The organism is Larsenimonas rhizosphaerae (genome assembly GCF_026240105.1).
In the GTDB taxonomy this organism is placed as follows: Bacteria; Pseudomonadota; Gammaproteobacteria; order Pseudomonadales; family Halomonadaceae; genus Larsenimonas; species Larsenimonas rhizosphaerae.
The window spans coordinates 101,721-121,937 of record NZ_JAPIVE010000005.1; the positions used below are offsets into that span (position 1 = coordinate 101,721).

The 20,217-nt window shown below is 53.6% G+C and carries 18 protein-coding genes and 4 tRNA genes; 2 read left to right on the forward strand and 20 right to left on the reverse strand.

Features of this window, described 5'->3' with window-relative positions; all coding sequences use genetic code 11:
* Nucleotides 1-21: 21 nt before the first annotated feature.
* From rpoB to cyoA, 20 genes are all read right to left on the reverse strand, one after another.
* Nucleotides 22-4,098 (reverse strand): DNA-directed RNA polymerase subunit beta, encoded by a 4,077-nt coding sequence (gene rpoB / locus OQ287_RS15035; protein ID WP_250939638.1) that lies wholly within the window; start codon nt 4,096-4,098, stop codon nt 22-24.
* 241 nt (nt 4,099-4,339) lie between these two features.
* Nucleotides 4,340-4,708 (reverse strand): 50S ribosomal protein L7/L12, encoded by a 369-nt coding sequence (rplL, locus tag OQ287_RS15040; protein ID WP_250939637.1) that lies wholly within the window; start codon nt 4,706-4,708, stop codon nt 4,340-4,342.
* 85 nt (nt 4,709-4,793) lie between these two features.
* On the reverse strand, nt 4,794-5,297 hold the full coding sequence (gene rplJ / locus OQ287_RS15045; protein WP_250939826.1) for a 50S ribosomal protein L10: 504 nt from the start codon (nt 5,295-5,297) through the stop codon (nt 4,794-4,796).
* A gap of 213 nt (nt 5,298-5,510) precedes the next feature.
* On the reverse strand, nt 5,511-6,203 hold the full coding sequence (gene rplA / locus OQ287_RS15050) for a 50S ribosomal protein L1 (RefSeq protein ID WP_265896962.1): 693 nt from the start codon (nt 6,201-6,203) through the stop codon (nt 5,511-5,513).
* 1 nt (nt 6,204) lies between these two features.
* Nucleotides 6,205-6,636 (reverse strand): 50S ribosomal protein L11, encoded by a 432-nt coding sequence (rplK, locus tag OQ287_RS15055; protein ID WP_250939635.1) that lies wholly within the window; start codon nt 6,634-6,636, stop codon nt 6,205-6,207.
* An 80-nt stretch (nt 6,637-6,716) separates the two neighbouring features.
* Nucleotides 6,717-7,250, reverse strand: coding sequence for a transcription termination/antitermination protein NusG (gene nusG / locus OQ287_RS15060; RefSeq protein WP_250939634.1), 534 nt, complete (start codon nt 7,248-7,250; stop codon nt 6,717-6,719).
* An 8-nt stretch (nt 7,251-7,258) separates the two neighbouring features.
* A complete protein-coding gene (gene secE, locus OQ287_RS15065) occupies nt 7,259-7,627 on the reverse strand; it encodes a preprotein translocase subunit SecE (protein WP_250939633.1) in 369 nt (122 codons plus the stop codon).
* A gap of 82 nt (nt 7,628-7,709) precedes the next feature.
* Nucleotides 7,710-7,785: transfer RNA gene (locus OQ287_RS15070), tRNA-Trp, on the reverse strand.
* Between the two features lie 118 nt (nt 7,786-7,903).
* Nucleotides 7,904-7,978, reverse strand: a tRNA-Thr gene (locus OQ287_RS15075).
* Between the two features lie 5 nt (nt 7,979-7,983).
* Nucleotides 7,984-8,057, reverse strand: a tRNA-Gly gene (locus OQ287_RS15080).
* 40 nt (nt 8,058-8,097) lie between these two features.
* Nucleotides 8,098-8,181: transfer RNA gene (locus OQ287_RS15085), tRNA-Tyr, on the reverse strand.
* Nucleotides 8,182-8,283: 102 nt separating this feature from the next.
* Complete coding sequence (locus OQ287_RS15090) at nt 8,284-9,123, reverse strand: type III pantothenate kinase (RefSeq protein WP_265896963.1); 840 nt, start codon at nt 9,121-9,123, stop codon at nt 8,284-8,286.
* Entirely contained in the window at nt 9,120-10,100 is a 981-nt protein-coding gene (locus tag OQ287_RS15095) for a biotin--[acetyl-CoA-carboxylase] ligase (protein WP_250939631.1), read from the reverse strand. Before OQ287_RS15095 ends, OQ287_RS15090 begins: the two co-directional genes overlap by 4 nt.
* 112 nt (nt 10,101-10,212) lie before the next feature.
* Nucleotides 10,213-11,226, reverse strand: a complete 1,014-nt coding sequence (gene cydB / locus OQ287_RS15100) for a cytochrome d ubiquinol oxidase subunit II (RefSeq protein ID WP_250939630.1) — start codon at nt 11,224-11,226, stop codon at nt 10,213-10,215.
* On the reverse strand, nt 11,223-12,641 hold the full coding sequence (locus OQ287_RS15105) for a cytochrome ubiquinol oxidase subunit I (protein WP_265896964.1): 1,419 nt from the start codon (nt 12,639-12,641) through the stop codon (nt 11,223-11,225). Before OQ287_RS15105 ends, cydB begins: the two co-directional genes overlap by 4 nt.
* 309 nt (nt 12,642-12,950) lie before the next feature.
* Nucleotides 12,951-13,808 carry a heme o synthase gene (cyoE, locus tag OQ287_RS15110; protein WP_250939627.1) on the reverse strand — a complete coding sequence of 286 codons (858 nt, stop codon included), beginning with the start codon at nt 13,806-13,808 and terminating at the stop codon, nt 12,951-12,953.
* 15 nt (nt 13,809-13,823) lie between these two features.
* Nucleotides 13,824-14,159 (reverse strand): cytochrome o ubiquinol oxidase subunit IV, encoded by a 336-nt coding sequence (locus OQ287_RS15115; protein WP_250939625.1) that lies wholly within the window; start codon nt 14,157-14,159, stop codon nt 13,824-13,826.
* Nucleotides 14,159-14,779 (reverse strand): cytochrome o ubiquinol oxidase subunit III, encoded by a 621-nt coding sequence (gene cyoC, locus OQ287_RS15120; RefSeq protein WP_250939622.1) that lies wholly within the window; start codon nt 14,777-14,779, stop codon nt 14,159-14,161. The genes OQ287_RS15115 and cyoC overlap by 1 nt, the downstream gene beginning before the upstream one ends.
* Before the next feature lie 3 nt (nt 14,780-14,782).
* Nucleotides 14,783-16,759: a cytochrome o ubiquinol oxidase subunit I gene (cyoB, locus tag OQ287_RS15125; RefSeq protein ID WP_250939620.1), complete on the reverse strand. Its 1,977-nt coding sequence runs from the start codon at nt 16,757-16,759 to the stop codon at nt 14,783-14,785.
* 2 nt (nt 16,760-16,761) lie between these two features.
* On the reverse strand, nt 16,762-17,673 hold the full coding sequence (gene cyoA, locus OQ287_RS15130; protein WP_250939619.1) for a ubiquinol oxidase subunit II: 912 nt from the start codon (nt 17,671-17,673) through the stop codon (nt 16,762-16,764).
* A gap of 664 nt (nt 17,674-18,337) precedes the next feature.
* On the opposite strand from cyoA, the gene OQ287_RS15135 reads away from it, so the two are divergent.
* Entirely contained in the window at nt 18,338-19,711 is a 1,374-nt protein-coding gene (locus tag OQ287_RS15135; RefSeq protein ID WP_265896965.1) for an MFS transporter, read from the forward strand.
* Nucleotides 19,712-19,818: 107 nt separating this feature from the next.
* The gene (locus OQ287_RS15140) at nt 19,819-20,124 is read left to right on the forward strand and encodes a hypothetical protein (protein WP_265896966.1); all 306 of its coding nucleotides are present in this window, start codon (nt 19,819-19,821) and stop codon (nt 20,122-20,124) included.
* Nucleotides 20,125-20,217 lie beyond the last annotated feature (93 nt).

Sequence of the window (20,217 nt, forward strand, 5' to 3'; positions counted from 1 at the left end):
CAAAGGGATCGAAGAAAAGCCTTAGCCTTCCAGCTCGATATCAATACCCAGCGAGCGAATTTCCTTCACAAGAACGTTGAAGGATTCCGGCATGCCTGGTTGCATGCTGTGATCACCATCAACAATGTTCTTGTACATCTTGGTACGCCCTTCGACGTCGTCAGACTTGACTGTCAGCATTTCCTGCAGAGTGTAGGCAGCGCCATAGGCTTCCAGCGCCCACACTTCCATCTCACCGAAGCGCTGACCACCGAACTGCGCCTTGCCACCCAGCGGCTGCTGAGTAACGAGCGAGTAGGAACCAGTGGAACGAGCATGCATCTTGTCATCAACCAGGTGATTGAGCTTGAGCATATACATGTAACCCACGGTTACAGGGCGATCAAACTTCTCGCCGGTACGCCCGTCAAACAACTTCATCTGGCCGGAATCCGGCAGATCAGCCAGCCTCAGCAGACCCTTGATCTCATGCTCCTTGGCACCATCAAAGACCGGCGTGGCAATCGGCACACCCTTGGACAGATTGCGGGCCAGCTCGATGATGTCGTTATCGTCGAGTTCATCGAGGGTTTCCTGACGGCCACCACTTTCGTTGTACACGCGCCCAAGGAATGCACGAATCTCGCTGAGCTGCTGCTCACGCGCATCACGAAGCATACGGTTGATCTTTTCGCCCAGACCCCACGCTGCAAGACCAAGGTGCGTTTCAAGGATCTGACCGACGTTCATTCGCGACGGTACACCCAGCGGGTTAAGCACCACGTCCACCGGCATACCGGTCTCGTCGAACGGCATGTCTTCCACCGGCATGATCGCGGAGATAACACCCTTGTTACCGTGACGACCAGCCATCTTGTCACCCGGCTGAATGCGACGACGCACTGCAAGATAGACCTTGACGATCTTGAGAACGCCCGGCGCCAGATCATCACCCTGGGTCAGCTTGCGCTTCTTGTCTTCGAAGCGCTCGTCCATTTCCTTGCGACGATTCTGAAGCTGTTCATCAGCCTGAGCCAGCAGCTCATTGAGAGACTCGTCCTGCATCCGCAGCTTGAACCACTGCTGACGCGGCAACTCGTTCATGTACTCGTCATCAATGATGTCGCCCTTGCTCAGGCGAGGACCACCATTGACCGGCTGGCCACACAGGGTGCGCTGCAGACGCTCGAACGTGGCATCTTCAGCAATACGATAGGTTTCCTGAAGGTCCTTGCGCACCTCATCAAGCTGCATCTGCTCGATGGCCAGTGCACGAGTATCCTTCTCGACCCCGTCGCGCGTGAAAACCTGAACGTCGATAACCGTGCCCTTCATGCCGGTAGAGGCACGCAGGGACGTATCCTTCACATCGGAAGCCTTCTCGCCAAAGATGGCCCGCAGAAGTTTTTCCTCAGGTGTCAGCTGAGTCTCACCTTTCGGCGTGACCTTACCCACCAGGATATCGCCCGGATGAATTTCGGCACCGATATATACGATCCCCGAATCATCCAGCTTGGAAAGTGCAGACTCGCCCACATTGGGAATGTCCGCCGAGATTTCCTCGGATCCAAGCTTCGTATCACGGGAAACGCAGGTCAGCTCCTGGATATGAATCGTGGTAAAGCGATCTTCTTCCACAACCCGCTCGGAAATGAGGATGGAATCCTCGAAGTTGTATCCGTTCCACGGCATGAAAGCCAGGCGCATGTTCTGGCCCAGGGCAAGATCGCCCATGTCGACAGAAGGGCCATCCGCCAGAATATCACCCACGGAGACCTGATGACCCGGGCGCACGATCGGACGCTGATTCATGCAGGTATTCTGGTTGGAACGCACATACTTGGTGAGGTTGTAGATATCCACACCCGCTTCACCACCAATGATCTCATCTTCGTTGACACGAATGACGATACGCTTGGCATCCACGGAGTCCACTACGCCACCACGACGCGCCACGGCACATACGCCGGAGTCACGTGCCACGAAACGCTCCATGCCCGTGCCCACCAACGGCTTTTCAGCCTTCAGTGTCGGAACAGCCTGACGCTGCATGTTCGAGCCCATCAGGGCGCGGTTGGCATCATCGTGTTCAAGGAACGGAATAAGTGCAGCAGCAACGGAAACAACCTGCCGCGGCGATACGTCCATCAGTGTCACCTTGTCAGGTGTCATGAAGGTTGTTTCACCCTTGTGACGTACCTGAACCAGGTCATCGATCAGGTTACCCTGCTCATCTACCGTGGCAGATGCCTGAGCGATGATGAAGTCGCCTTCTTCAATCGCAGACAGGTTTACGACATCATCGGTCACCTTGCGGTCAATGACCTTGCGATAGGTTGTCTCGAGGAAACCATAGCTGTTGGTGCGCGCGTAGGTCGCCAGAGAGTTGATCAGGCCGATGTTCGGACCTTCAGGCGTCTCGATCGGGCACAGGCGACCATAGTGCGTTGCATGTACGTCACGCACTTCAAAGCCGGCACGCTCACGTGTCAGACCACCCGGCCCAAGCGCGGAAACACGACGCTTGTGCGTCACTTCCGACAGCGGGTTGTTCTGATCCATGAACTGGGACAGCTGACTGGAACCGAAAAATTCCTTGACGGCTGCGGCAACCGGCTTGGCATTGATCAGATCCTGCGGCATCAAGCCTTCACTTTCCGCCATGGAAAGGCGCTCACGCACTGCACGCTCGACACGCACCAAGCCAACGCGGAACTGGTTTTCGGCCATTTCACCAACACTACGAATACGACGGTTACCCAGGTGGTCGATATCATCGACTTCACCCACGCCGTTACGAATGCTGATCAGCTCACGCAATACATCGACAATGTCTTCATGAGTCAGAATGCCTTCACCTTCGTCGCCCTCACGGCGCAGACGACGGTTGAATTTCATCCGACCGACTCCGGACAGGTCGTAGCGATCTGCCGAGAAGAACAGGTTATTGAACAGGGTTTCAGCCGCATCCTTGGTCGGCGGCTCGCCCGGACGCATCATGCGATAAATCTCGACCAGTGCTTCAAGCTGCGAGCTGGTAGTATCGATCTTGAGCGTGTCGGAGATGAACGCCCCGGTATCCAGATCATTGGTATACAGGACTTCAAAGCGTGTAATACCGGCCTGCCCGATTTTTTCAAGCAGCTCCGGAGTCAACTCGACATTACACTCGGTGATCAGCTCACCGGTGTTCGGGTCAACCTGATCCTTGGCAAGCGTCTTGCCAAAGAGGTATTCCATCGGCACGTCAAGGCGGTCAATGCCGGCCTTCTCGAGCTGACGGATATGTTTTTGTGTAATACGGCGCCCTTCTTCGACGATCAACCCACCTTCGTTGTCGCGAATGTCAAAGCTGGCAGTCTCACCGCGCAGACGCGCAGGAACCAGCTCGACAGAGAAACCGGATTTTTCAATGTTATAAACGGTCGTATCGAAGAAACGATCAAGAATTTCTTCAGAGGAGAAGCCCAGAGCACGCAGCAACACGCTCGCCGGCAGTTTGCGGCGACGGTCAATACGAACAAAGACGTTATCCTTGGGATCAAACTCGAAATCGAGCCAGGAACCACGGTACGGAATAACCCGTGCAGAGTACAAAAGCTTCCCGGAGGAGTGGCTTTTGCCCTTGTCGTGATCAAAAAAGACGCCAGGGCTTCTGTGCAGCTGAGAAACGATTACCCGCTCGGTGCCATTGACAACGAAAGTACCGTTTTCCGTCATAAGGGGGATTTCCCCCATATAGACTTCCTGCTCCTTGATGTCCTTGATCGCCTTGTTCGATGATTCCTTATCGTAAATGATCAGGCGAACCTTGACCCGCAACGGCGCTGAATATGTTACGCCACGCTGCTGACATTCCTTGACATCAAAGGCAGGTGTCCCGAAACGATAACTGACGTACTCCAGGGCTGCATTGCCTGAAAAACTCTCGATCGGAAACACCGAATGGAAAGCGGCATGCAGACCGATATCACGACGCTGCTCAGGCGTCATTTCCTGCTGAAGGAAATCGTGATAGGAGTCAAGCTGGATGGCCAGCAAGTAAGGCACATCCATCACTTGCGGCAGTTTGCCAAAATCCTTGCGGATGCGTTTTTTCTCAGTGTATGAGTAAGCCATCTGTATTCCCCAGCTTGTTCACCATGAGTGACCGGCACGGTCGGCACGCCGCGACAGGACCCTACCTGTCAGGCGCCAACGGCAAGCCATGTGCTCGCCGTTGAGAGATTCGTCCGACAACCCACACTATAACGTTAGTTGACGCTTGAGTTTGTCGGGTAACAACAGAAAAAGGCTGGCGGCGGAGTTCCGCCACCAGCCGTAGACGCTTAAGCAGCGTGCAACGCTGTAACCACGAGGATTACTTGAGTTCCACGGAAGCGCCTGCTTCTTCAAGCTTCTTCTTGGCTGCTTCGGCGTCGTCCTTGGACATGGCTTCCTTGATGGTAGCCGGTGCGCCGTCGACAGCACCCTTGGCTTCTTTCAGGCCAAGACCGGTGATTTCACGAACAACCTTGATGACGTTGACTTTCTTCTCGCCAGCGCTGGTCAGAACGAGGTCAAATTCGGTCTGTTCTTCAACAGCAGCCTCAGCCGCCGCCGGACCTGCAGCTACAGCAGCTGCTGCAGATACGCCGAACTTCTCTTCCATTGCTTCGATCAGTTCGACAACTTCCATGACAGACATTTCAGCAACTGCGTTGATGATGTCTTCTTTGTTCAATGCCATGATTCTCTAATCCTAAATCTTTGCGGAGCATCGTGTGCTCTAACGAATGAATGGTCACACTGCGTCAGAAGGTAAATGCCTGCCATCAGGCAGCAGCTTCTTCCTTTTGATCACGCAGCGCAGCCAAAGTACGAACCAGCTTGCCAGCAGATGCTTCCTTCATTACCGACATCAGTTTTGCAATCGCTTCGTCGTAAGTCGGCAGGGTAGCCAGACGATCGATATCAGATGCGGCGATGAATTCGCCTTCGTACGCCATTGCCTTGACTTCAAAAGCCGGCTGCTTCTTGGCAAATTCCTTGAACAAGCGAGCGCCAGCGCCCGGGTGTTCCATGGAGAAAGCCAGCAGGGTAGGACCAACAAATGACTCATTGAGGCATTCATAGGTAGAACCTGAAAGAGCACGGCGGGCCAGGGTGTTACGAACAACACGCAACTGGACACCATTGTCGCGGGCCTGTTTGCGCAGATCAGTCATCGCGCTTACAGTAACACCACGAGAGTCGGCAACAACGACGGAGAGCGCAGCGCTGGCGGTTTCGCTGACTTCAGCAACAATTGCCTTTTTGTCTTCGAGACCTAATGGCACTTTCTTCACTCCTTCGTACCCGTCCTGTAAATCGGACGGCAGGGTTACCATCTATCTCCACCTGATACAGCCGGTGAAGTATGAATGATGGTCAGTGCAGAACACTGGCACCATCTGCGCAGGCATGCTCAGCACATTAAGCCTTGGCACCTGCGGTCTTTGACGGCACCCCGCACGGAATACGGGGACCGCAAAGGTTCTTCCAGCCCGGATTTACGCCCAGGAGGAATGATCAATTGTAAGGCCGGGACCCATCGTCGAGGACAGGGAGACCTTCTTAAGGTAAACACCCTTCGACGTGCTGGGCTTGAGCTTCTTGAGCTCGGCAACCAGCGCATCCAGGTTACCCTGAATATCAGCAGCACTGAAATCGACCTTACCGATACCGGCGTGAATGATGCCGTTCTTGTCTGTACGGAAACGCACCTGACCAGCCTTGGCATTCTTGACAGCCGTGGCGACATCAGGAGTAACCGTACCCACCTTCGGGTTTGGCATCAGGCCGCGCGGACCGAGAATCTGACCCAGCTGACCAACAACACGCATGGCATCAGGAGCGGCAACAACAACATCAAAGTCCATGTTGCCCTTTTTGATGTCATCGGCAAGCTCTTCCATGCCAACGATGTCTGCACCAGCTTCTTTAGCTGCATCTGCCGCAGCACCCTGGGCGAAAACAGCGACGCGAACATCGTTGCCTGTACCGTTGGGCATGACGGTGGCGCCACGAACAACCTGATCGGATTTACGCGGATCAACGCCAAGGTTGACAGCCACTTCGACCGATTCCTTGAACTTCACGGAAGACAGCTCACTCAGAAGAGTAACGGCTTCTTCAATGGTGTACGTTTTGGCCGGGTCCACTTTCTCGCGGATTGACTTGACGCGCTTACTCAGTTTAGCCATCTCAGAGCCCCTCCACGTTCAGACCCATACTACGGGCACTACCAGCGATGGTACGTACAGCAGCATCAAGATCAGCAGCTGTCAGATCAGGTTCCTTGGCACGAGCAATTTCTTCGAGCTGCTCACGCGTCACGGTACCGACCTTGGTCTTGTTCGGAACGCCGGAACCAGACTTGATACCTGCTGCCTTCTTGAGCAGAACGGCCGCCGGCGGGGTCTTGGTAACGAACGTGAAACTACGATCAGAATAAACCGTAATGACTACAGGCGTCGGCAGGCCGACTTCAAGGTTCTGCGTCTCAGCGTTGAACGCCTTGCAGAACTCCATGATGTTGACACCGTGCTGACCCAGAGCCGGACCTACGGGCGGACTCGGGTTAGCCTTGCCGGCTGCAACCTGCAGCTTGATATATGCTTGGACTTTCTTCGCCATGTTGGCCTCCAGTTGGGTGGTAGCGCCTCAAAAAGGCTCCCCTAGGTGCCTGCCCCATCAGGACAGACGCTTGAGCAATCTCAGTCTTTCTCGACCTGAGAAAACTCCAGTTCTACCGGCGTTGAACGCCCGAAAATCAATACGCTTACCTGAAGACGGCTTTTCTCGTAATTGACTTCCTCGACCACACCATTGAAATCCGCGAAGGGACCATCGGTCACACGAACGGTCTCACCGGCGTCAAACATGGTTTTCGGACGAGGACTGTCATTACCGTCCTGAACGCGCTGCAGAATCGCATCTGCTTCACGCGGCGTAATGGGAGCAGGCTTCTCCGGCGTACCGCCGATGAAACCCATGACACGTGGCGTCTCATTAACGAGGTGCCAGGTCTGATCGTTCATGTCCATTTCAACAAGGACATAACCGGGATAAAACTTGCGCTCGCTCTTGCGACGCTTGCCGTCACGCATTTCGACGACTTCTTCAGTAGGCACCAGAATCTCACCGAAGAGATCCTCCACCTCATACATGCGAACGCGCTCTTTAAGGGCGCGCATTACATATTTCTCAAAACCGGAATAAGCGTGAACGACGTACCAGCGCTTAGCCATGAAGCCTCCTAACCAATGATTCCCGATACCGCCCAACCGAAGAAGGTGTCGATCAACCACAACACCAGCCCGACCAGCAATACCGCGGCAAGCACAATAGCCGTGGTCTGGAACGTCTCTTGCCGAGTAGGCCAGACAACACGCTGAATCTCCTTGCGGGAATTTTTCGCAAGCGCTGAAAGCTCGCGCCCCTGTTTGGTCAACAGAGCCACGAACACAGCCATCAGACCGAGCGCGGTTATACCCAGCACGCGGTACAGAATAGCCTGATCAGAAAAATAGGAATTCCCGATAACAACAGCTGCCACAAGGACTACAACAACCGCCCACTTGAATACATCGTGGCGCGACTCTTGCACCTCAGCCTCTTGACTCATGGAAAAACTCCCCAGGGCGTGCGACAGCCGATCAATTCACATTGGAACATATACAGGAAGTGCCTACTCTTGCTTTCAAGAGTGGCAGGCCAGGAGGGAATCGAACCCCCAACCTGCGGTTTTGGAGACCGCTGCTCTGCCAATTGAGCTACTGGCCTATCTATATTGCTTTAAGGTGCACAAAAAGTGCGGCCGATATGTTATCCGATAGCCACACTATTAACAACCCCAAAAAGCAAAACTTTGACAGGAATACCCATAAATCATGGCGACTTATGGAGCTCATGGACGGAATTGAACCGTCGACCTCACCCTTACCAAGGGTGTGCTCTACCCCTGAGCTACATGAGCCTATCTGGAGCGGGCAGCGGGGATCGAACCCGCATCATCAGCTTGGAAGGCTGAGGTTCTACCATTGAACTATGCCCGCCTATCCAATCTTGCCCAATAGGCAAAACCTGCTGACTAAATGGTGGAGGGGGAAGGATTCGAACCTTCGAAGCTCTCGCGGCAGATTTACAGTCTGCTCCCTTTGACCACTCGGGAACCCCTCCAACTGGCGACGCATTTTAAATCAAATTAATGCGTTGTCAACCCTTTTTATATCAACTGCTTGCACAGCGCGAAGGGCTCACCTCAAGACGCGGCGAATTGTGTCAAAGCAGCGTGGAGAAAGCAACCCCTGCTCGAATTTTTTCAAGGGGAGGAACGCTCGGCACTGCCGGTGCACCACTCATGCGACCCGCCCGCTCGGCACTGGTCATGGGATAAAGCACTTCCAGCCCGCCATATACCATATCGGGCCAAAGCCCATGAGGCACGGACAGTGCGGCCGACACAACGCGCGCATCCCCTCCGGTCAATAGCAATGGCAGAGCAACCCCCTGCTCATCACAAACATCGCAATAAATGCGATGAATAGCACTGACAGCCGCCATGAAGACGCCATGATTGACCGCATCCGTAGTATTACGGCCTGGCGCATGAAGGCGTGCCACCTCAACCTCAGGGTCAATGCGAACATGTCGCGTCCCGAGCTTCAGGCTTTCTTTCATGAGCCGTAGACCAGGAATGATATACCCTCCCAGGTGCTGCCCACCGGGAAGTACAAAATCAATCGTGATCGCGCTACCGCAATCCACTACACAACATCCGCCAGTCAACTGGTACCCGGACAACGCCCCCAGCCACCGATCCACTCCCAGCCGCGCCGGCACATCGTAGCCGCATGTCACGCCTGCTGCCTCGGCAGCAGGCCGTGCCACATGAACGGTGGGAACTCGCCTTCGCAACAGGGAGACGGTTTCACGCAGAACATCACTGTGTGCCACACTGGATATTCTGACGCGTTCAATCACATTAAGATCAGGTATATCTGCTCCAGGCTGCCATTGATCACGCGTCCACACTGCACCCCGCGAGCGAATTTCACTGGACAGGGGATCCTTCAGGCGCCACTTTGACAGCGTATTACCAATATCCAGATCAAGAATCATGGCGTATCTCGCACGCTGATCTCCCCTCCCATAAGCCACTCGGACTGACCCTCGACGGCCACCTCCAGCCGGCCGGACCCATCCACACTTCCCGCCACTCCCTGACGTTGATGCTCCCCCTGATGAATGGTCACGCGCCGACCTGCGAACGCGTGCCACTCATTCCAGCGCGGCTGCCATGCAGCAAAGCCTTCCTGGGCAAACAAGGGCATCATGACCAGAAGTCGATTCAACAGAGCAGCCACGAGCACATTACGACCCAGCGCCTCATTGTATTGCCTGATCCCGGCTACCGGCTGCACGGACTCGATCGTGGACAGATCAGGCTTGTCCATATTTAGCCCTATCCCAGCCACCACATCACAGGGCCCTTCAACATCCCCCCGTATTTCGACCAGAATACCCCCCAGCTTGCGATACTCTCCCTGGCAGCTGATCAGAATATCGTTGGGCCATTTGAGCTCGGCCGGCACACCAATCTCTCTCAACACCTCGGCAATGGCCACACCGATGGCAAGGCTTAATCCTTCAAGCGAAGCCACACCACAACTAAACCGCCAGCCCAGTGATAAATAAATACCCTGCCCCCAGCGACTGCTCCATGCCCTTCCCCGCCGGCCTCGGCCAGCAGTCTGCACTTCAGCCAGCGCCACCTCTGCATGCCCGGCACCCTGGGTAAAACGATCAAGCAACAGCGCATTGGTCGACGGAATCGATTCTTCCACAAACAAACGGGACAATAGGCGCCTGGCGTCTCGATCCAGCTCGTTGACGATCGCAGCACCCTCGAGGGGGCTGGCACTGCTGGATACGCGATACCCCCGCCCACGAACGGCCTCCAGAGGAATGCCTTGCTGCTCCAGCTTTTTCAAATGTTTCCAGATAGCTGTACGCGACACACCGAAGCGCTCTCCCAGCTCTTCTCCGGAGTGGTATTGCCCATCGCACAACAGACGAAGCAGTTCACGCGTGGTCATTGGGCCAAACCTGTTTCGGTAAAACCGCCATTCTAGCCAAAAGCCATGCTAAATGGCGAAAACAAAAAAAGGGGCGCTGATTGCGCCCCTTTATTATCACCACCTGAAACCATCAATGATGGTAGCCCTCACCAATACGTACCTTTCCGCGAAAGACCCTATAGCTGTAAAAGGTATACGCCATGATCACGGGAATCAGCACACAGTAACCCACGATCAAAAAGCTCTGACTCTTGGATGAAGATGCCGCCTCCCATACCGTAATTGAAGGCGGAATGATCAACGGGAAGAAACTAATGACCAGACCAACAAGCCCCAGTACGAACAAGGCAATACTCTTGACGAATATGAGCCGCTCATGACGCTCGATGATTCCCTTGATGATGCTGTACACCAGCAGCAGAAACAGAATCGGCATTACGGCAAGCCACAGCATGTTGGGCATCGTAAACCAGATATCAAATATCCGTGAGTTGGCCAATGGGGTCCATATGGACACCACTGCCATGGCAACGGCCAGCAGGATGGCAAAAGGACGAGCCAGATAATAGAAGCGGCGCTGCAGCCCCCCTTCCGTCTTGACGATCAACCATGATGCGCCCAGAAGCCCGTACCCGAGCACCAGCGCCAGACCGGTAAACATGGAGAAGGGAGAAAGCCAGTCAAATGCTCCACCTGAATACTGGCGATCCACCACATTGACCCCCTGAATGATGCCGCCGAGCACCACCCCCTGGGAGAAGGTGGCTATCATCGAGCCGCCGCTGAAAACAGCGTCAAAAAACGGCCGGGACCGTGTCGATTTGAACCGAAACTCAAACGCAATTCCCCGAAATATCAACGCCAGCACCATCAATATCAAAGGCAGATACATGGCTGGAAGATAAACGGCATAAGCCAGTGGAAAGGCTCCGTAGAGCCCCGCGCCACCAAGAATCATCCAGGTCTGGTTACCATCCCAGACCGGCGCCACCGAATTCATCATCACATCCCGGTGATCGTCAGGCTTCACGAATGGAAACAGAATACCGACACCCAGACTGAAACCATCCATTACCACGTACATCGCGATGGCAAAGCCGATCAAAAAAAGCCAGATTACCGGCAGGTCGAACTCAAAGCTCATGAGTGGCGCTCCTCTGTATCATCAAGATCATGCTCCACCGCCGAGAATGGGCGCTTGGGCTGACGCTCGTGTCCCGGACCACCTTCAGGGATTGCCCCCATCGGCTCCATACGCACCAGCTTCGTGATGTAATACACACCAATGCCAAAGATAATCGCATAAACCACTACAAAGCCGCTCAAACTGGCAGCAACGCTACCTACATGGAGTGGAGATGCAGCATCCACGGTACGCATCAGGCCATAGATGACCCAGGGCTGACGCCCACCTTCCGTAGTAACCCATCCGGCCACCAGTGCAATAAAGCCTGCCGGCAACGTGTAGACGGTCAAACGATGGAACCAGCGGCTCTCATACAACTTGTGGCGCCAACGCAGGAACAGGCCCAGCACCCCCATGCCAAGCATCGCCACTCCCAGACCAACCATTATTCGAAACGACCAGAAGACGAGGGGAACATCCGGCCACTCGTCACGCGGAAAACTCTTCAACCCACGAATCTCGCCGTGTAATGAGTGCGTTAGATAAAGACTGGCCACATTTGGTACTTCAAGGGCGTAATGGGTCGTTGCCGAATCCATGTCGGGCATACCAAACAGGGTAAGAGGCACCCCTGTTTCACCCGGCTGTGGCCCCCAGTAACCCTCCATGGCTGCCAGCTTGGCCGGTTGGTGCTCAAGCGTATTCAACCCATGCGCATCCCCGACCATGATCTGGATAGGCAAAGCAACCACCGCCATCCACATGGCCATGGAAAACATCTTGCGCGCGGCCGGATCCGTCCGGTCACGCAGCAGGTGATATCCACCCACTCCGCCAACCAGAAAGCTGACAGAAATAAAGGCAGCAAGCACCATATGGAGCAAGCGATAAGGGAAGGACGGATTGAAAATAATCTGCAGCCAGCTGACAGGCTCGAAACGGCCATCGATTATTTCAAACCCTGCAGGCGTCTGCATCCAGCTGTTGGATGCAAGAATCCACGTCGCTGAAATCAAGGTGCCGATAGCCACCATGCAGGTTGCAAAGAAATGAAGGCGCTTGCTGACCCGGGACTCACCAAACAACATGATGCCCAAAAAGCCGGCCTCGAGGAAAAAGGCGGTCAGTACTTCATAGGTAAGCAGGACTCCGGTTATATCGCCGGCCTTTTCCGCAAAACCGCTCCAGTTGGTACCGAACTCGTAAGCCATGACGACACCGGAGACAACCCCAAGCCCGAATGCCACAGCAAAAATACGGATCCAGAAGCGATAAAGATTGTGGTAAACCTCTTTACCGGTTTTCAGCCACAAGCCTTCCAGTACCATCAAATAACTGGCCAGACCGATGGAAAATGCCGGGAATATAATATGAAAAGAGACCGTGAACGCGAATTGAAATCGCGCCAGGTCCAGAGCCTCCAATCCAAGCATAAGTCATCTCTCCCCCGCAGGGTGTTAGTACGGTCAGGAGAGAACATAGGCCAAGCGAAGGGCAAAGGAAAACAAGTGCGTCATCATGACACATAACAACGAGTCGTTCTGGAAGACACCGTAAGCGTCTTCCATCTTCTTTCACAAAGACCTGGTAACAAAAACCAGGCACTGTGATTATCACTTCACACAATAACCTTATATAAAGTAAGACTTCTTTTGCCGCCTGACAACCACTTTCATACTGGAGGTATAAAAAAACCCGAATACAATCAGTATCCGGGTCATCCATGCAGGCTCATGCAGGCATCAGTGCGACGTATAGTCGACCCCCATGGCCAGGCTCAGCACCATCACAATAATAATGGAAAAGAAAAACAGTCGTTTTGCCCACTGTTTATCATTTGTTGCGGCTTTGGGGCATACCGCCAGGTAAAGCCAGTAAGCCCCAAGAACGAACGCGACAATAAAATAAAGCCAGCCGGTATACCCAAACCATGTCAGGGACAGTGCGGATATCCAGAAAGCCACAATGTAAGCCGTGATGTGACGCTTGGCCTTTGCAACACCACCGTGAACCGGAAGCACCGGGATGGAGGCAGAAGCGTAATCATCATACCGGAAGATGCCGATCGCATAGGAATGGGGCATCTGCCACAGGCTGAAAATAACCAGCAAGCAGAAAGCGGCAACATCAAACTGACCCGATACGGCGCAATATCCGATGACCGGCGGACAGGCCCCCGAGATACTACCAACCAGCGTACCGTGCACGGAGCCACGCTTGAGCCACAGCGTATAAAGAACGACGTAAACGAAGAATCCAAGGAAGGCGAATATGACGGCTACAGCGTTGGCAAATGCCCACAGCAACCATACTCCCGCCAACCCAAGGCCAGCGGCATAGGGAAGACATATCTGCGGGGAAATGAGCCCCTGAACAAGGACCCGCTTTTCCGTACGCTCCATCCGACAATCAATATCTCTATCAACATAGTTGTTGATAACGCAACCCGAAGCGATCACCAGTGATACGCCCAACAGGGTCGCGATAAAAAGGGGCCAATCCGGGCTTCCTTGAGAAGCCAGGAAAAAGCCCCCTGTTACAGATATCAAATTGCCAAAGATAATGCCCGGCTTCGTTATCTGAACATAGTTTTTAAACATTCAGTCAAAGGCTTCTCAGCGCACCATCATGTTGAAATTAAGGTTCAACATGATCCAGAGCGACCCGATGACCAGAATGACAACCATGATAAGTGTGTAGATGAACGCCATTACATTCCATTGCTGTTCCGAAGAACGATTCATGTGCAGGAAGTAAACCAGGTGCACAAACAATTGAATGAAGGCCAGCACAAAGATACTGATTGCTGTAGTGGCCTTTGAGAACGAACCACTCATCACCATCCAGAAGGGAATGACTGTCAGGATGACTGACAGCACAAACCCGACGATGTAGGACTTGACCGTCCCATGGCTGGCGCCACCATGTGTTGTATGCTCTGAATGTGCCATTACAACGTCCCCAGCAGATAGACAACGGTGAATACAAAAATCCAGATAATATCCAGGAAGTGCCAGAACAGACTCAGATTCATCATCCGAGTGTTGTTGGCAGTATTCAGGCCATTTTTCTTGATTTGCACCATCATGACCACGAGCCAGATCAAACCACAGGTCACGTGAAGTCCATGGGTACCCACCAGAGTAAAGAAGGCCGACAGGAAGGCACTGCGATCCGGTCCATACCCTTCAACAATCAGATGATGAAACTCATAGATTTCCATGATAATGAAAGAAAGGCCCAGCAGGGCTGTAATAGCCAGCCAGCGCAGCACTGGTGCAGAGTCACCCTTGTGGGAGGCAATGGATGCCATGCCAAAGGTAAAACTACTTACCAGAAGAATCATGGTTTCGACCAGCACAAATGGCAGCTCGAAGATATCTGCGCCCGTCGGGCCACCTGCATAGCTGTTTGCCAGCACTGCAAAGGTAGCAAAAACAGTGGCAAACAGGATGCAGTCGGTCATTAGATAGACCCAGAAACCCAGAACCTTGGCATCTGATGCATCGTGGTGCTCGTGCTCATGCCCGGAGGCATGAGCGTCATGTTGATTCAAAGCTTCAGTCGACATAGTTCACGCCTGATTTGCCATGTTTTTGAGATGCTCGGACTCGATACGCTCTACTTCTTCAGCCGGCACGTAGTAATCAATATCTTCATTGAACATGCGAGCAAGTACAGCCACCAGACCGCCCGCGAGTCCAACAATAGCCAACCACCAGATATGCCAGATCAATGCAAACCCCATCACCAGGCTGAAAGCGCTGATAATCAGGCCGGCAGCGGTATTCTTGGGCATATGTATTTTCTGGAAACCCTTCGGCTTGCTGTAGGCATCCTTGTTTTCCTTCATGTCCCAGAAAGCGTCGCGTTCCTTGATAACAGGCGTATGCGCGAAGTTATAGAACGGGGGGGGTGAAGAAGTGGACCATTCAAGCGTACGGCCACCCCACGGATCGCCCGTGACATCACGATTCTTGTCGCGCTGCCTGATACTGACAACGATCTGCAGCAGCTGGAAGAAAATACCAAAGGCAATAACCACGGCACCGATTGCTGCAACGATCAGGTACGCCTGCCATTCCGGGTTGTCATAGTGGTTCAGACGGCGAGTCATACCCATGAAGCCCAGAACATAAAGCGGCATGAAGGCCAGATAGAACCCGACGAGCCAGCACCAGAAGGAATACTTGCCGATACGCTCATTGAGCGTGAAGCCAAAGGCTTTCGGGAACCAGTAGACAAAGCCGGCAATATAACCAAAGACCACGCCACCGATAATAACGTTATGAAAGTGAGCAATCAGGAACAGGCTGTTGTGCAGGACAAAGTCAGCGCCCGGTACAGCCAGCAGCACCCCTGTCATGCCACCGATGGTAAAGGTCACCAAAAAGCCCAGCGTCCAGAGGATTGGCGTGGTGAATCTGACACGCCCCTGATACATCGTGAACAGCCAGTTGAAGATCTTCACGCCAGTCGGGATCGAGATAACCATTGTCGCGATTCCGAAGAACGCGTTGACGTTACCGCCGGCGCCCATGGTGAAGAAGTGGTGCAACCACACAATGAAGGACAGGAAACCGATCGCTGCTGTGGCGTATACCATGGAGGTATAACCGAAAAGACGCTTGCTGCTGAACGTTGCTGTCACTTCGGAGAAAATACCGAAGGCCGGCAGGACAAGGATATAAACCTCGGGGTGACCCCATGCCCAGATCAGGTTGACGTACATCATCATGTTGCCGCCGAGATCATTGGTAAAGAAGTGCATACCAAGATAACGGTCAAGCGTCAGCAGACCCAGTGTAGCGGTCAGGATCGGGAAGGCAGCCATGATCAGGATGTTGGTGATGAGTGCCGTCCAGGTGAAGATCGGCATTTTCATCAATGACATGCCGGGCGCACGCATCTTGAGGATGGTGATGAAGAAGTTAACGCCTGTCAGCAGGGTACCGATACCTGATATCTGCAGACTCCAGATATAGTAATCAACCCCGACGCCCGGACTGAACTTGATGCCGGAAAGTGGCGGATAGGCCAGCCAGCCGGTTTTCGCGAACTCGCCCACACCCAGAGACAGGTTGACAAGCACGACCCCTGCAAAGAACAGCCAGAAGCTAAGGGAGTTCAGGAACGGAAACGCGACATCGCGCGCACCGATCTGAAGAGGCACCACGATGTTCATCAGACCAATCATGAACGGCATGGCCATGAAGAAGATCATGATGACGCCGTGAGCAGTGAAGATCTGATCGTAATGGTGTGGCGGCAGATACCCTTCGGCACCACCCGTTGCGATCGCCTGCTGGGTACGCATCATGATCGCATCGGAGAAGCCACGCAGCAGCATGACCATGGCAACAATGATGTACATCACGCCCAGGCGCTTGTGGTCGACAGACGTCAGCCACTCATGCCACAGGTAACCCCACTTTCGAAAATAGGTAATGGCTGCCACCAGGGCAAGACCACCAAGCACGATAAACCCCATGGCGCCCATGATGATGGGCTCATGATAGGGGATCGCTTCAAGCGTCAGTTTTCCGAACATGTTCACTCCTCGGCACCGTGATGTTGCATACCTTCGTGACCGCTGCCAGCCTGCATCGCCCCACCCATGTATTTATGGATGATGCTGGTAAACAGATTGGGAATAACGGTTGAATAGTACTCTACGGGTGCATCCTCGCTAGGTTTGGCCAGTTTGTCGTAAGCGGATTGATTCAGCTGCTTCGGCGATTGCTGAACCTGATTGACCCATGCCTGGAACTGCTCTCGGGAATCGAGCGCCCGGGCATTGAATTTCATGCCGGAAAAACCGGAGCCGCTGTACTGTGCCGAGATCCCGGGGTAATCACCCGGCTCGCTGGCCAGCAGGTTGACCTCGGTCTGCATACCGGCCATGGCATAGATCTGCGATCCCAGATGCGGAATGAAGAACGAGTTCATGACCGTGTCGGAGGTAACCTGAAACTCGATAGGGACATTGGCCGGGAAGGCAACCTCGTTGACAGTAGCAATCTGCTGTTCCGGATAAATGAAGAGCCACTTCCAGTCCAGAGCCACCACTTCAATGGTCAACGGCTCCTCATCGTAGCCTTCCAGTGCCTTGAACGGGTCCAGAGAGTGCGAGGTCTTCCATGTGATCGTTGCCAGCACAAGGATAATGACGCACGGAATGCCCCAGACCACCGCCTCGATCTTGTTCGAATGAGACCAGTTGGGGGAATACGTAGCATCCTTGTTGGAGGCACGATACTTCCACGCAAAAAGAACTGTCATCACGATAGCGGGGATAACCACTATCAGCATCAGCAATACAGCTATGACAATAAGGTTTCTTTGTTCGACACCTATTGGCCCCTTGGGATCAAGGATGGCCGAGTCACACCCGCTCAACAGCGCGGCCGTGCCTGCTAACAGGGCCAACTTTTTAAAAAAGTCAGGGTAGCTCGATTTTCTCATCTCACACTCTCTTGAACGGCCTGCACGATCAACTCACTTTCACTGAGACCTCATGCCTTTTACAGAGGTTACCTCCCCCTGCCCCTACGCGCCCAAATAGCAGTAGACAGCGAACCGAAAGCGCCTGCCACATTATAAAGGCAGGCCAGGCTGTTACTTTTATAAGGATGCCGTACATGACTTTCGCACCCGGAATATCGTTGGCGACGATTCAAAACGCATACCTGCATCAGGAAAGGGCCGCTTTACGAAATAACCGTTATTGCAGTTAAACATGCACACCCAGGATAAACGGCTGGTACATCGCTGCGCTTATCCTGTTACGCCTGAAAGGCCATAACCCGGGATTGGCCCTTGCAAGAACAGTATCAGCGCCGGCATGAGATCTTTCTTGCCGACGTTTTTTGCCCTTCAAGGAACAAACAACAGGATTTAGAGTCCCAACCCTAGTTCCGTGCCATATTATAGGCAGGGCCTTTCTTCCTACAAGCGTAAGAAGCGATATATAATGGCTTCTTCTACCTGGCAAAGGCCGAAAAACAGTAGTTTACGACCTTCCCGCCCTTGGCGGCGCGACATTATGACACACTTTGATGTCCGACCCTATCACCCCCAGGCTGCTGCCATTACTGTATTACTCACTACCATCACCCTGAAGTGATCCATGAAAAAAGCTGCATTACTGCCCAGCGAAATAAGGGCTATCTCGGGATTATCGTCACTTTACGCCGTGCGGATGCTCGGCCTGTTCATGATCCTTCCCGTCCTGTCGCTTTACAGCCATGACCTCAGTCATGCCACCCCGGCCCTGATTGGCCTTGCCCTGGGAATTTATGGATTGACCCAGGCATGCCTGCAAATTCCATTCGGTATGCTGTCAGATCGATTTGGCCGCAAGATCATCATTGCCTCAGGCCTCTTACTATTCATTGTCGGCAGTGTTGTTGCAGCCTGTTCAAGCTCGATCGAAGGCGTTATCGCAGGGCGCGCATTACAGGGAAGCGGCGCTGTAGCGGGCGCCATCATGGCGCTACTTGCTGATCACACGCGCGAAGAGGTCCGGACTACTGCCATGGCGACCATTGGCATGAGCATCGGTATAGCCTTTGCCATTGCCATGGCTGCAGGCCCCCTGGTGGCACGGTTCTCAGGATTATCCGGAATTTTCTGGATAACGGCATGTCTGGCCACAGCCAGTCTGGTCGTACTCTGGAAACTTGTCCCGTCAGCTCCGCCGCGCGCGCATCATGATGTAGGCCTCAATGGCCAGCAAATCAAAAAGGTGGTCAGTGACATCAATCTACTGCGCCTTGATTATTCCATTTTTTCATTGCACCTGATTCTGACGGCCTGCTTTGTAGCCGTTCCCTTGAAGCTGAAGGCTCTCGGCATTGCTCCGGCTGATCATGGCATGGTCTATCTACCCGTCATGGCTTCTGCGTTTGTGGCCATGGTGCCATTGATCATTATCGCCGAGAAATACCAGAAGATGCGGCCGATATTCATTGGCACTGTCATTAGTCTTGTGGCGGTACTTCTCATCATGGCTGAACTGCCGAACCATAGCTGGTGGCTTCTTGCGCTGCTATGGCTCTTTTTTATCGCGTTTAATCTAATGGAGGCCACACTCCCCTCCATGATCAGTAAAATCGCACCTGCGGGCGCCAAGGGAACGGCTATGGGCCTTTACTCAACCAGCCAGTTTCTTGGTGCCTCAGCCGGGGGAATGGGCGGCGGCCTGGTTGCCAGTTATTTTGGCAGTGATGCCGTCTTCCTTTTCTGTAGCCTGGCCGCAGCCATATGGCTGATAGCTATCTGGAAGATGCCAGCGCCCCGCCACCTCTCCAGTGAGATCCGCGCCCTTTCCGATACGGAAGCCGCAGCACCCGAAGCAACAAGGCAGCAACTCTTGTCCATGCCCGGTGTAGTGGAGGCATTTGTGGTTACCGAAGAGAAGACAGCGTACCTCAAGGTTGAACGCGCGGCCTTTGAGGCCGGAACCGACTCCCCCTCATCCACCTCTACTGCGACGCGATAACTTTCGCCCTTCCAGATTCCGGCATATTGAATAAAGCCGGGTCATGCCAACTGCATGACCCGGCTTTATTATGAGCGCATCACATGGATCCAATCGAATAGAGGGCAATGGCTAAATATACGGTCACGTATAACGCAACCTGCTTCACTTCTTTCTATTCCAGCATTTCCCTCACCCACGTGCGAGACAGGAAGCAGGAAGCAGGAAGCAGGAAGCAGGAAGCAGGAAGCAGGAAGCAGGAAGCAGGAAGCAGGAAGCAGGAAGCAGGAAGCAGGAAGCAGGAAGCAGGAAGCAGGAAGCAGGAAGCAGGGATTATCCGGGGCGGCATCACTTTCCTGCACGATTTTTTTACACAGCCCGGTGGTCGACGCTGCTGTTTTTTTAGCCATAAAAAAAAGCCCCTGGTCGTATGACCGGGGGCTTTGGTATAGATGCCTGACGATGACCTACTCTCGCATGGAGAAGCTCCACACTACCATCGGCGCTAAGCTGTTTCACTTCCGAGT